This window comes from Nitrospirota bacterium (assembly GCA_016214855.1).
In the GTDB taxonomy this organism is placed as follows: domain Bacteria; phylum Nitrospirota; class Thermodesulfovibrionia; order Thermodesulfovibrionales; family UBA6898; genus UBA6898.
Genome location: JACRMT010000018.1, coordinates 114692 through 127047, shown reverse-complemented (window position 1 = coordinate 127047; position 12356 = coordinate 114692). Strand labels below are relative to the sequence as shown.

Genomic DNA, 12356 nt, shown 5'->3' with positions numbered 1-12356 from the left:
ATTTCCGCCCGGTTCAGCCGGCGCTGCTGAAAGGCCCCGTAGGACCGCTGATAACGCCGGCACTGTTCCAACCTGTTCTATAGTAACACTAATTGCAGCCGAACAGATTGTGATAGCGGGCATCGATCTCCGCAAAGGCCCGGACGATCTCCGGGTCGAACTGAGTGCCGGAACAATGGACCAGCTCATCCATGGCACGGGTCCGGTCAGCAGCAGACCGATAGGGCCTGTCGGAAAGTATGGCATCATACGCATCGGCGATCGCAATGATCCTCGCGGTCAGGGGGATATCCTTTCCCGCCAGCCCGTGCGGATATCCGGAGCCGTCATAGTTCTCATGATGATGAAGGATACAGGGCAGAATGGGAGAAAACTGTTTGATCGGACGGAGGATCTCGACTCCTTTTGCCGGATGGTGCTTTATCAGGCCCCATTCTTCCGCGGTGAGCGGTCCGGTCTTGCCGAGGACAAAATCACTGATCCCGATTTTGCCGATATCATGGAGCATGGCAGCCGCCTTCAGGCTGTTCCGCTTTTCATCACCGAGATCAAGAGCGGCAGCTATGAGGCAGGAGATCTGGCTTACCCTCCTGCAGTGTCCATACGTGCCGTAGTCCCTTTTCTCCATTGCCTGGGCAAAAGAGGTCAGCACATCATAGAACACGTTCTTCAGTTCCTCGTTCTTGCGGTCCACCATCTGCTCAAGGGTAACGATCATTTCCTTTTTTTCAATGTCCAGTTCACGTTTCTTCATAACATATTCAATGCTTTTAATAATATCAGCCCCGGAAAAGGGTTTGCCGATAAAGTCTGCGGCGCCCTTCTTCAGTGACTCGACAGCAAGATCCGACGAACAATTTGCGGTGATGATCACGAAATAGGCCTCCGGATCCATATCAGCAAGTATCTTCATCAGCTCGGTTCCCCTGACATTGCCGAGATTCTGGTCAAGGAAGATGATGTCGAACCTCGACATCCTGACGAGTCTTCCTGCCTCGTCGGCATCTGAAGCAGTGCTTACCCGGTGGCCGAGATCCCCGACAAGAAGGCTGAAAGAATCGAGGATCCCCTTCTCATCGTCAACAAAAAGGAGATTCAGTTCCGATCGTATAACGCCTGCTGTCGCCATTTATTTCAGGTACCTGTTTACGGTCTCTCTCAGTTCCTGCGGATTCACCGGCTTGGTAAGATAACTGTCTGCCCCGCTTGCGATCCCGCTCTCCCTGTCCAGCTCTTCTCCCTTGGTCGTGACCACGATGATCGGGAGCGTGTTGCCCATATCCCTCCTGACATTCTTTATCAGTTCTCCTCCGTCCATTTCCGGCATCTGCATATCGGTCAGCACCAGGTCAAAATGCCGGGCCCTGAGCATGGCAAGCGCATCACGGCCATTGGCCGCCTCCGAAACAGAGACGCCCAGAACTACCTTTCTGACGGCCATCGAGATGAGCTGACGCATCATCGCCGAGTCATCCACAACAAGTATATTGCGCTGTGCCATCAGTGTCCCTCCAGCAGGGCATTGACCGTTACCTCGCCGCATTCAGTAAAAAGCGGCACCTGGAAGATCTCCAGGCCCGACTTGTCTTCGTCAATATTTTCCCGTGTCAGGAACCGGGGAGCCCGCAGCTTGAAGTCAAACCCCAGGTCATTGAGGGTGCTGACCGCATTGCCGGCGATCATATTCGCCAGTTCCGCTATCGAATCCATGGCCAGCGCAGAGAGAGAGTCAGCCTGCTCGCCATTCATTACGTTGCTTATGCGGACAGCGGTCGAACGGTCCATGTTCACGATAATGCTGCCGCGGGCATGATCCTGCACTTCTATCATAACCGCTATCTCGCCGCTCATATCCCTGCTGTTTATGAGGCTGAGATTGCCCTTGGTTATGTCACATTGCACTACTTTATCGAGTACCTGCATGGTCGATGAAACAAAAGGCCCGATGAACTCATATCTCATTGTGCACCCCCGCTGCTTACGACTGACCTGATGATCGTGCTGACATAATCAGGCGAATAGGGTTTGGTCACATAATGCTTTGCTCCGATGCAGATGGCCTTCCATATCATCTCCCGATGGCCGACCGCGCTCACCATGATCACCCGTGCCGAACTGTCGTTCTCCAGTATCTTGCGAAGCGTATCCACGCCGTCAAGGACCGGCATGGTCACGTCGAGCAGGACCAGATCGGGATGCAGTTTGGTGTACAGATCCACCGCCTCCTGACCGTTTGAGGCCTCAGCAATGACATTTCCGCCGATCGCTGCCAGGACCTTGGTTATGGTCCGGCGTGCGAACTCGGAATCGTCCGCAATAAGACAGGTGAATTGCTTTATTCCTTTTTCAGCACCTGACTGTCCCATAGTGTTCCTCCTTATGGCAAAACCGTTTTAGTAAGAATTCTGATATCTCTTCAAGAGCTATGACCCGATCGATCACGCCCAGTTCTATCGCCGCCTTGGGCATGCCGAAGACAACGCAGCTCTTCTCCTCCTGGGCAACCGTAAACCCTCCGCTGCGGTGGATCTCGGCCATGCCCTGAGCCCCGTCATTTCCCATCCCGGTCATGATCATGCCCGTGACCATGGGACCATATTCCCGGGCTGCCGAGCAAAAGAGTACATCTGCCGACGGTTTATGGCCGTTTACCGGCGCTGCTGCACTGAGTACGGCAATGGCGCCGAGCGGCAGACGCTTGATCTTCAGATGCTGATTGCCGGGAGCGATCAACACCCTGCCCGGAAGAACGAGATCTCCGTCCCTTGCCTCTTTCACCTCAATTTCGCAGATCGCGTTCAGACGCGAGGCAAACATCCCGGTGAATCCTTCCGGCATATGCTGGACGATCACTACTCCTGCCGGAAATTTCCTGGGCAGAAGGGGGAGCAGATAGCTCAGGGCATTCGGTCCTCCCGTGGATATGCCTATCGCAAGGAGGCTCTCGGGCGACACTCCCTGCTCCAGCGGTTTCTTCTGCTCCCTGCTCCCTGGCTCAGGGATCTTCTTCATCTTCAGCCTGGCAATAGGGTTCTCCGATGCGGCCCGCACCTTGCTGATGATCTCGGCAGCGATATCCTGTATATGGACCGATATGGCGTTCTGCGGCTTCAGGATAAAATCGAACGCCCCGATCTCAAGCGCCTTCAGGGTCATCTCTGCATTCCTGCTTGCCATGGAGCTGACGATGATCGTGGGGATCCCGAACTCTTCGACAATATGTTTGAGCGCCTCGATGCCATTCATGCGGGGCATATCAATATCAAGCGTGATAACGTCAGGCCGCAGTTTCTCGATCTTTGTCAGGGCAAAAACTCCGTCCATTGCCGTATCAATGACCTCGATCCCCGGATCTGATCTGAGGATCTGGGAAAGCATTTTACGCATAAGCGCCGAATCGTCAACCACAAGGACCCGTATCATGATCAGACAACAGCCATCCTTTTCTTTTCGTTTTCGACCGCCTTTTTGAAAAGGGCGGCAACATCGAGTATCAGAACAACCCTGCCGTTTCCGAGGATCGATGCTCCTGATACAAGCTCCGACCTCGTATAGCTGGTATTTATCGCCTTTATCACAAGCTCCTGCTGACAGGTCAGGCGGTCAACAAGCAGGCCCAGATGGCCGCCCCTGACGCTCAGTATGACCAGTGTCTTCCTGCGCTCCCCAATATCGTTGTACCCGAACAGATCGTTGAGACGGACAACCGATATAATGCGGTCCCGCAACCGGATGACCTCCCTGCCGTCGACAGTCAGGAGGGTATCATCAGAAACGCGTATGACCTCGCTGACCATCGGGACCGGAATGGCATAGCTCCGCTCGCTCACCTCTACCAGCAGGGCTTTGATAACGGCAAGGGTGAGCGGGAGCCGCAGTCTGAACGTTGTGCCGGTTCCCCTTGCGGATTCTACCTCTATGGTGCCCTTCATTCCTTCAACCGCAGCCTTCACCGCATCCATGCCGACCCCGCGGCCCGAGGTCTCACTCACCACTTCAGCGGTGCTCAACCCGGCATAGAAGATCAGATTCATCGCTTCCTGGTCTGAGAGCTTTTCTGCATCGGCCTGGGTTATGAAACCCTGCGCTATCGCCTTTTCTCTTAATTTCACCGCGTCGATCCCGCGGCCATCGTCCGAGATCTCGATGACGATGCGGGCAGCCTCATGATAGGCGCTGAGGCCGATCGTTGCTTCTTCGCTCTTGCCGAGCTCTTTTCTGGTCTGAATGTCCTCAATACCGTGATCGATAGAGTTCCTGATGATATGGGACAGCGGCTCACCCAGCGCGTCCACAATGCTCTTGTCAAGTTCCGTCTCCTTGCCGCGTATCACGAGTTGTACGGACTTGTTCTTTTCAGCAGAGAGATCGCGGACGATCTTGGGGAACTTTCTGAAGACCTGATTCACCGGAACCATCCGCATCTTCATGGCAACCATCTGAAGGTCCGAGACCGTACGGCCCAGGTAAGCATTGGCAGAGGCAAGCCGCCTGGCCACATCTCCCATGACCTCTGACTCGCCGGCATCGTGGGAAATCTGCTCGATCATCGAGCGTCCGATGATCAGCTCACCGACAAGGTTCATCACGCGATCGATCTTTGAGGCATCGATGCGGAGTGTTTCGCCGGCAGTCTGCACTGCAGATGCCTCTGCTCCGGTGCCGGACCTCCTTTCTGCACGATACTCCCTTGCCCTGATCCTTATTCCCGCAGTAATGCCGGCCACCGATGCCTGCGTACGGATAACATCAGAAGCCGCTTCTGAGGCGAGCACAAACGAAACGTTATCTGCGGTATCGGCCGCCGTGTCCTCCGGTTCAGGAACTGTTGCAATAACACGGCCTATGCTGCTCAGTTGATGACGCACCATAAAGATCGCAATGCTCCTCTCACGGCAGAGAGCATGAAAATCGACCTCGATATCAAAAACAGCACCGTCACCCTGCAAGACCTCGGCAGCCTGCAGCGACTGATATTCCGTCAGCCTGAGATGAGCCTGCTCCTCCTGCCCGGTCCGGCTGCCTTCCGCTTCGGCAGCAGTATTCCTGACATGTGCAGCGATCCGCGCCATGACCTCCTGAATGCTGGTGCCGTTTGTGCCGCGCTCGTTTTCTGAGACGATCCGCTGCATGACATCAACAGCAGAAAGGAAGACCTCTATCATGCCGCTGCCTGCCCGGGAAGCAGGTTCAGCATATCTGATCAGAAGATCTTCAAGGCTGTGACAGAGAGTTCCGACCTCTGTCAAACCGATGGAGTTCGCATCACCCTTCAGCGTATGCACAAAGCGTTTCACCGCTTTGAGCGTTTCCGCATCCTCCGGGACCTTTTCGAGCTGCAGCAGGGCATCCTGGAGATTCTCAAGGATCTCGTGAGCCTGGGCAAAGAAAGCCTTCCTGAGCTCTTCGATCTCGCTTGCGCTGAAAAAGTCTGTGTTGTCGATCATGTCATGTCCTCATCAACGTCCGACGTAACGCCTGATGTCGCTTTTGAGCTGCTGGATCTCAAAGGGTTTGGTAAAACACCTGATCGCTCCTGCCCGTACCGATTCCGCCATCTCACCGCTGCCGGCATTGCCGGAGATGGTGATGGCCGGGGTCTCGGAACGCACCCTCTTCATGATCCTGAGCGCATTGATCCCGTCGAGCTTCGGCATCTTGATATCAAGCAGGATAAAGTCATAGCTGTTGTCCATGAAGCGCAGTACGGCCTCAACGCCATCTGTCACCAGATCGACGTCGTAACCCTCATCTTCAAGTTCGCGTTTCAGGATACTGCCAAAATTCCTGTCATCGTCAGCCAGCAAAATATTCATCAGCCTTCCTTTCCTTTCTTCCGGTATGCTGTGCCTCTGTTTTCAAAGACAAAGTCGAATCCGCTCATCCAGCCGTGGAGACTTTCAGAATGGCCGAGCAGAAGATAACCCTCAGGGTTCAGGATCTTGCAGAAGCGGTCGATCAGACGCCGCTGCCCCTGTTCGTCAAAATAGATCATCACATTTCTGCAGAAGATGACATCCAGCTCTGCAAGACTGTTCTCATGCTGCAGATTGTGAAAGTCGAAGATGACCAGACGCCGCAAGGCATCCTTGACCCGGTACCGAAATACTGCCGGGGTCTGGGGTATTGCCGCATTGCCGCCGTCGCGGGATTTCTTCCGCCTGTCCTCGATAAAGACCTTGTCAAAATATCTTGTGATCAGGCTGTCCTCGATCGTGGCCTGCACCTTGTCCGCATCATACATTGCCTGGCTCGCCGTATCCAGAACCGACAGGCTCAGATCAGAGGCATAGATCCGCACATCCCAGTTCTGCAGGTCACGGATGGTCTCGGCAAGAACAATGGCGATGGTGTAGGGCTCCTCACCGGTGGAACATCCGGCAGACCAGATCCTCAGGGTCTTCCTCCCATGCTGAGCCTTCGCCTTGACCAGCTGAGGCAGGATCATATTCCTGAAGAGTTCGATCTGGGGACGATTCCTGAAAAACGACGTCTCGTTGATCGTAAGAAGATCCAGCAGGTTCATCAACTCCTGCCTGCCGCCGTTCGAGACATGCATGTAATAGCGGTAGGGACTGGTGGAGCCGATCATCTGCATCCTCCTGAGGAGGCGGCTCTCAAGATAGTCCTTTCGGGACTCCTTCAGGTAGATGCCTGCCTCCTCATGGATGAGGTTGCGGAAGAGTCTGAACTCCTCGTCAGTCAGCATAATTATGCGACCTCAACCAGGTCTCCGCGATATTTGCCGTTTCCCCGTCTGTCATCATCTGACGTATCAGCATTGCTGCCATCGTCCGCGTCCCGGTCGTATGCATCTCCCTTGTCCGCTTTGTCAATGCTGCTGACCACAAATGTCCTGATGATCTTCTGGAACTTGTCAGCCTGCAGATTCAGCTTGTCTGCAGTGGCTGCGAGCTCTGTGGTGCCTGAAGCGTTCTGGTGGATCATCTCGCGCATCTTCTCCATGGTTCTGACGATCTGCTCTGAGGCCGAGGCCTGCTCTTCCGTAGCAGACAGGATCTCCTGGGTCACATCCCTGAGGTTCTCTGCAGCCTTCCCGATATGGGTGCTTTCCTTGCTCTGTTCCTGGGTTGCAGCTCCTATCTCACGGGAGAACCGGTCCACTTCAATAACACCGCCTTCGATAGCGTGCAGCGCGCCGCTCACCTGCCGGCTCTGTTCCACTCCTTTTTCTACAATATCCGTGGATTTCTCCATCAGTTTTATTGCCCCCTGGGCCTCCTTCTGGATGCCGGTGATCAGCTCTGCGATCTCTTTTGTGGACTTTGCCGACCGCTCTGCAAGTTTTCTTACTTCCTCGGCAACAACAGCAAAACCAAGACCCTGCTCTCCGGCCCGCGCAGCCTCAATGGCAGCATTGAGGGCAAGCAGGTTCGTCTGCTCTGCAATGTCGTCGATAACATCAACGATCTTGCCTATATCCTCAGCCCGCGATCCGAGGGCAGAGATCGTATCAGAGGACCTGACTATCGCCCTGCTGATCTCATCCGTTCCCTTTTCTGATTTATCGACAGCTTCAAGCCCAAGCTGAACGGCATTTCGTGCCTTCTGGGAGAGTTCGACAAGCTGCTGGGCTGTTGTCGCTATTCTCTGGATGGAGGTCACCATCTGTTCAATTGATGACGATGTCTCGGACACCGTGATCGACTGTCTCTGGGCATTCCTTGAGACATTCTGAATATTCGTCGCCATTTCATGCATGGTTGCTGTTGTCTGCTCGACAGCAGTAGCTGATGCCTCGTTGTTCCGTGCCGCCTGATCCGAGGTAAGGGCCATCTGCGAAGACTCGGACGCAAGCTTTTCTGAAGATACCTTGACCTGGCCTATCAGCTTTGCAAGGGAGTCAATCATCTGATTGATATGATGACCCAGGATGCCGATCTCGTCCTTTCTCTTGACCGCAACACGACTCGACAGATCACCCGAGGCAACACGCTCGACAACCCTCGAAAGATGGCCGAGCGGACGGGAGATCACAAGACGGGAGATCATGAATATGCCGGCGATAAAAAGCACAAGGGTGACGCCTACGCCGATAATGACCGTCAGATATCCCTGATGCAGATTCTTTACCAGGCTCTCCTGACTGTAATAGAGCTTCAGGTATCCGAGCGTCTTGCCGTCAGGGTCCTTGATCTCGCGGGGGTACGCCAGAAGGCCGGCCGTGTTCTCAGGCTCCTTGACCTTTTCTACATGCTGGCTGAGAGGCCGTTTCTGGTCATCATAGAATGCGGCAAACTTGATATCAGGGTCTTTTACCGCCTGCTCCACAAAACTGTCGATGGCCACCAGGTTGTAGTAACTGATATAGTTCACGCCGATCCTGTCGAGGAAGTTCGCCATTGATTCTCCGCGGGTATTCATCATCGAAAGGGCAAAACTATAGTTTGTCCTGACCATGTACATGCCGAGTCCGCCGAGGAGTACTACGGTAAATACTATGGTAAATATCAGAAGCTTGGCTCCGATCGTCCTTACTTTTACGAGTGACAGAATGTTCACGATATGTTCTCCTTTCTTGTCATTATTGGATGCTATTTCTCACCGGGAAGCTTTTCCAGCTGGGCGGGTTTGCCTGCAGCGGTACGGTTTGCCTGCCATTCTTTCAGTGTTACCGCAGCCTCGCTGCCAGCCATGCTGTCAATGATCTCGAAATAGTCGAGCTTGTATTTATCCTTCATGATCTGGGCTGCCGGTTTGATCTTTACCGCATAGACCGTCTGCACTGACTGGTGGTCGAACTTGCGCCATACCTGCTTGTCCTTCAGAAGCTGATATTCATGACCCTCAAGGGCCTTGATGACTGCCGGGGTATCAAACGTGCCGGCTCGTTCCACCGCAGCCTTGTACTCATGCATAATTGCGTAGGCTGAACCTCCTGAAGTATCAGGATACCGGTTATACTTTGAAGCAAATTTTTCGACGAACTCTTTACCGCGCGCATAATTCTTCTGATAGGGGATATTCCAGGCCCACGGAAGCGCTCCTATGACGCCCTCCATGGCCTGAGGCCCGGCGCTTTCTGCCATGCCAAGGGTAAGGTTCGGCACCACGATCTGCATCTTGTCCTTCAGACCCATATGCCGTGCCATGCTGACGGCATTGCTCATGTCAGTCCCGAAAAGAACGATCACAAGGACATCCGGGTTGGCTGCCTTTGCCTTTTCAAGCGCAGCCTTAAAATCTTTCTCTGCTGCAGTAGGAAACGGGGTAAGAGCGCCAGGATGCTGGGCCTTATCCGCAGTTCCGGTCAGCTTGCGCAGTGCTTCTTCCGTTGTCCACCCCCATGTGTAGTCTGAAGTGATATAGAAGTATTTCTTTCCGGGGAAGTTCTTTTTCAGATACGGCGCCAGCGCCTTGGCACCCATCCATGAGTCATAGCACTCGCGGAAGGTATGCCGGTGGCCGTCCTTGCCTGTTGTGTCCGTTGAATAGGTGAGCGTTCCGAAGAAAAGCACCCCCTTTTCCTGTGCGATCTCTCCGGCAGCAATAGCTACACTGCTGGCTGAACCGCCAAAGACCATCCTGACGCCTTCCTTGTCTATCAGTTCGGTTACGTTCTTCTTCGTCACATCAACCTTTGACTGAGAATCACGCCAGACAATCTCGATCTTTTTTCCCATAATGCCGCCTGCCGCGTTTATTTCATCCCTTGCCATCTCTGCCGCCCTCAACTGGTCAAGCCCCTGCACAAAATACGGTCCGGTCCTCGGGTAGTTCAATCCGATCTTGACCACCTCTGCTGAAAGTGCAGGCATTGCTCCGACCAGAAAAAAAACCCCTGCAAGCAAAACGACCATCCATCTTCTCATTACATTCCTCCTTGTTATGCTGCCTGCTCGGCTACAAGACCGGCAGCATGTTCAATTTTTCTTATGGATTCAACCCCCAAAATCTCCTTTAGGTCGAGGAGTATGACCAGTTTTTCCTCTGTCTTCACTACTCCGGTGATATATTCAATCCCGATAGCAGAGATCATTTCAGGCGGCGCTTCTATGGAGTCAACGGTCACCTTCTTGACCTCGGCAACCGAATCAACAAGCAGACCGATGAGGCCGTTCTCGCCCTCGACAATAAGGATCCTGGTCGACTTGGTCCTTTCTCCGCCAACGAGACGCAGCCGCTTTCTCAAATCGATGATCGGAACTACCTTGCCTCTCAGATTAATTACACCTTCAAGGTAGGCAGGCGCATCCGGCACTTCTGTTATATAGGGCACCCTGACTATCTCTTTGACAGATTCAATAGAAACACCATAGAGTTCTTTGCAGATACCGAACACAACGAGCTGAAGATTCTTTGCCATACGGCTCCCCCCTTTTGCAGAATTAAATTCCATCTACGTCTGAGTCTTATTGGCAATTTGCATGCCTAGATGTAACATATTGATTTTATAGATTAATTTGTTGTAATAGCGATAATGTTCGGGCATTTTGCCTTTTATTATTACGACTATTGCCCGATACATTTGTTGCTTATTTGCATCCTCCTGCAGGGAAAGCATGCGCGGCATGAGACCTTCAGTCGTTTCAATCCTCAGGTTCTCAAAAAACGCGACACAATACAGCCTTAACAGGGCGCTTTTTAGCCGGACTATCCGGGCTCTTTCAATGGTCACCGTATTTCTGCCAAAGCACCTGACCGTCCTTGAGGGTTACGGTACCCTCTTTCTTGATAATGGCCTGCCCTTCATCGCTAAGCACGAAGGCGATAAACCCTTTAACCTCCGGACTTGCGTCCTGTCTCGTGACAAGATAAAGCGGACGGTACAACATATACTCACCGCGGGCAATGGTGTTATACGAAGGGGCCTTGCCTTCGATTTTCAGCATCTTGAAAGACCGCTTCGCAGCGCTGCTTACCCCTGTGAAGGCAATAGTCCAAGGGGTCTTCTCCACCGTCTCTTCAACTGGGCCTGTGGATTTAAAAAGAAGTGCCTTCGGAGTAAAATCCTGCTCCGGGTTCTTGAACAGAAGCTCACGCACCATCCGGCCTACCCCTGAGAGCTTTCCTTCCCGTGCAACAACCTGGACAGGCCGGTCCGGGCCTCCAACACTCTTCCAATTGGACAACTTGCCGGTAAAAATATTCCGTATCTGCTCAAGAGTCAGGTTGTCCACAGGGTTTGATTTATGCGTAACTACTACAATGGCGTCCCAGGCCACCACGATAAGCTTTGCTCCACGCTCTTCAGTCCGCGCAATTGCGTGCCTGCACGTGCCGCCGATGTCGGCTTTTCCGGACACCACGTCCACGATCCCTCTGGTCGCCCCCGCTTCATCGAGACTTATCTTCACGCCCGTCTTTTTTTCATACTCCTTTGATATGGACTGCATTACCGAGAGTTCAAGGACATCGCACCCCACCCACTTCAGTTCAGCAGCAGCGGCAATTTCTGCAGCAATTGCCCCGATAATAAGAAACGTGATCGCAGCCATAAAGACCATTCTCTTCATTTCCATAACCTCCTCTTTAACAAATCAGTAGTTTCATATTGCTATTCCAGCCTACAAATATCCTGGCTTGTTGTCTCCATATATTTGGCAAGTTGTATGCCTGGATGTAATGTATTGATTTTGCTGAATAATAAAAATACATTGAACTACTATCAGGCATTTTGCCTTTTAGTATCATGACTATTGCCCGATTCATTTTCTTAGAAGCCATCTCAAAAAGGCCTGTGCTATATGAAAAGACGTTATTCGTAGAAGGATTGTCGAATTGTCATTCCTGCTTGTGCTTATGCTTGGGTATCCGGAATCTTTCAGAAAAAGAGGGACTCCCATTTCACTTGCGGGAATGACGAGTTCTTATCTTTTCGGATCTGTTTTTGAGATGCCTTCTAATTCAAATACTTCCTTGACCTGATGAAGATATGATCCTGGTGGGAGCAGAACTGTTGTTATGGAGTGCTTTTTCGGCTGGAAAGTATAGGTCTGACTGATGCTCTCACAATATTGAGGAAATCCTATAAGGATACAAAGAAAAAAGGCCGGAGGCATCATAAAATACCTCAGGCCTTTTAATACATTTATGGAGCCGTCCTCGGGTCAGCGTGACCTAATACACCCGCTGGCTTCTCAGCTTACAGCCAAACCACTATGGGGATGACCAATTACCCTACAGCGGCTCCAGTATGATAAATGCGATGCCCCAGATCCGGGAAACCAAAAGCTGTTTCTAATTGGGGGCTTCGAAAGATGCTTCAGGCTTCCTCCTCACTGCAGGAGGCTTGCTCACCGCATCTCACTCCCGCTCCCTAACCGAGTTGCTTGATCCTTTGGTTTCACCCGGTCCGGAGAACCGCAAACCCTTTTCCTGATTTTATTGTAGCG

Annotated in this window: 12 protein-coding genes; all 12 read right to left on the bottom strand. The window is 52.6% G+C overall.

Features of this window, described 5'->3' with window-relative positions; translation table 11 throughout:
• Positions 1 to 88: 88 nt before the first annotated feature.
• The gene (locus HZB62_14980; GenBank protein MBI5076453.1) at positions 89 to 1129 is read right to left on the bottom strand and encodes an HD domain-containing protein; all 1041 of its coding nucleotides are present in this window, start codon (positions 1127 to 1129) and stop codon (positions 89 to 91) included.
• On the bottom strand, positions 1130 to 1501 hold the full coding sequence (locus HZB62_14975) for a response regulator (protein ID MBI5076452.1): 372 nt from the start codon (positions 1499 to 1501) through the stop codon (positions 1130 to 1132). It abuts the gene before it with no gap.
• On the bottom strand, positions 1501 to 1962 hold the full coding sequence (locus tag HZB62_14970; GenBank protein MBI5076451.1) for a chemotaxis protein CheX: 462 nt from the start codon (positions 1960 to 1962) through the stop codon (positions 1501 to 1503). The genes HZB62_14975 and HZB62_14970 overlap by 1 nt, the downstream gene beginning before the upstream one ends.
• A complete protein-coding gene (locus HZB62_14965; protein MBI5076450.1) occupies positions 1959 to 2366 on the bottom strand; it encodes a response regulator in 408 nt (135 codons plus the stop codon). Before HZB62_14965 ends, HZB62_14970 begins: the two co-directional genes overlap by 4 nt.
• Positions 2347 to 3423, bottom strand: coding sequence for a chemotaxis response regulator protein-glutamate methylesterase (locus HZB62_14960; protein ID MBI5076449.1), 1077 nt, complete (start codon positions 3421 to 3423; stop codon positions 2347 to 2349). The genes HZB62_14965 and HZB62_14960 overlap by 20 nt, the downstream gene beginning before the upstream one ends.
• A 2-nt stretch (positions 3424 to 3425) precedes the next feature.
• Complete coding sequence (locus HZB62_14955) at positions 3426 to 5447, bottom strand: chemotaxis protein CheA (protein ID MBI5076448.1); 2022 nt, start codon at positions 5445 to 5447, stop codon at positions 3426 to 3428.
• Between the two features lie 12 nt (positions 5448 to 5459).
• The gene (locus HZB62_14950; protein MBI5076447.1) at positions 5460 to 5816 is read right to left on the bottom strand and encodes a response regulator; all 357 of its coding nucleotides are present in this window, start codon (positions 5814 to 5816) and stop codon (positions 5460 to 5462) included.
• A complete protein-coding gene (locus HZB62_14945) occupies positions 5816 to 6709 on the bottom strand; it encodes a protein-glutamate O-methyltransferase CheR (protein MBI5076446.1) in 894 nt (297 codons plus the stop codon). Before HZB62_14945 ends, HZB62_14950 begins: the two co-directional genes overlap by 1 nt.
• 2 nt (positions 6710 to 6711) lie before the next feature.
• The gene (locus HZB62_14940; GenBank protein MBI5076445.1) at positions 6712 to 8523 is read right to left on the bottom strand and encodes a methyl-accepting chemotaxis protein; all 1812 of its coding nucleotides are present in this window, start codon (positions 8521 to 8523) and stop codon (positions 6712 to 6714) included.
• Positions 8524 to 8555: 32 nt separating this feature from the next.
• The gene (locus HZB62_14935; protein MBI5076444.1) at positions 8556 to 9821 is read right to left on the bottom strand and encodes a substrate-binding protein; all 1266 of its coding nucleotides are present in this window, start codon (positions 9819 to 9821) and stop codon (positions 8556 to 8558) included.
• Positions 9822 to 9847: 26 nt separating this feature from the next.
• On the bottom strand, positions 9848 to 10327 hold the full coding sequence (locus HZB62_14930) for a chemotaxis protein CheW (protein MBI5076443.1): 480 nt from the start codon (positions 10325 to 10327) through the stop codon (positions 9848 to 9850).
• 301 nt (positions 10328 to 10628) lie between these two features.
• The gene (locus HZB62_14925) at positions 10629 to 11477 is read right to left on the bottom strand and encodes a phosphate ABC transporter substrate-binding protein (protein MBI5076442.1); all 849 of its coding nucleotides are present in this window, start codon (positions 11475 to 11477) and stop codon (positions 10629 to 10631) included.
• Between the last annotated feature and the right edge of the window lie 879 nt (positions 11478 to 12356).

Bases quoted from the DNA above. Each gene is read 5' to 3' on its own strand.
- HZB62_14965 (MBI5076450.1), bottom strand. From the start codon at position 2,366: ATGGGACAGTCAGGTGCTGAAAAAGGAATAAAGCAATTCACCTGTCTT.
- HZB62_14945 (MBI5076446.1), bottom strand. From the start codon at position 6,709: ATGCTGACTGACGAGGAGTTCAGACTCTTCCGCAACCTCATCCATGAG.
- HZB62_14925 (MBI5076442.1), bottom strand. From the start codon at position 11,477: ATGAAGAGAATGGTCTTTATGGCTGCGATCACGTTTCTTATTATCGGG.
- HZB62_14970 (MBI5076451.1), bottom strand. From the start codon at position 1,962: ATGAGATATGAGTTCATCGGGCCTTTTGTTTCATCGACCATGCAGGTA.
- HZB62_14980 (MBI5076453.1), bottom strand. From the start codon at position 1,129: ATGGCGACAGCAGGCGTTATACGATCGGAACTGAATCTCCTTTTTGTT.
- HZB62_14955 (MBI5076448.1), bottom strand. From the start codon at position 5,447: ATGATCGACAACACAGACTTTTTCAGCGCAAGCGAGATCGAAGAGCTC.
- HZB62_14930 (MBI5076443.1), bottom strand. From the start codon at position 10,327: ATGGCAAAGAATCTTCAGCTCGTTGTGTTCGGTATCTGCAAAGAACTC.
- HZB62_14960 (MBI5076449.1), bottom strand. From the start codon at position 3,423: ATGATACGGGTCCTTGTGGTTGACGATTCGGCGCTTATGCGTAAAATG.
- HZB62_14950 (MBI5076447.1), bottom strand. From the start codon at position 5,816: ATGAATATTTTGCTGGCTGACGATGACAGGAATTTTGGCAGTATCCTG.
- HZB62_14975 (MBI5076452.1), bottom strand. From the start codon at position 1,501: ATGGCACAGCGCAATATACTTGTTGTGGATGACTCGGCGATGATGCGT.
- HZB62_14935 (MBI5076444.1), bottom strand. From the start codon at position 9,821: ATGGTCGTTTTGCTTGCAGGGGTTTTTTTTCTGGTCGGAGCAATGCCT.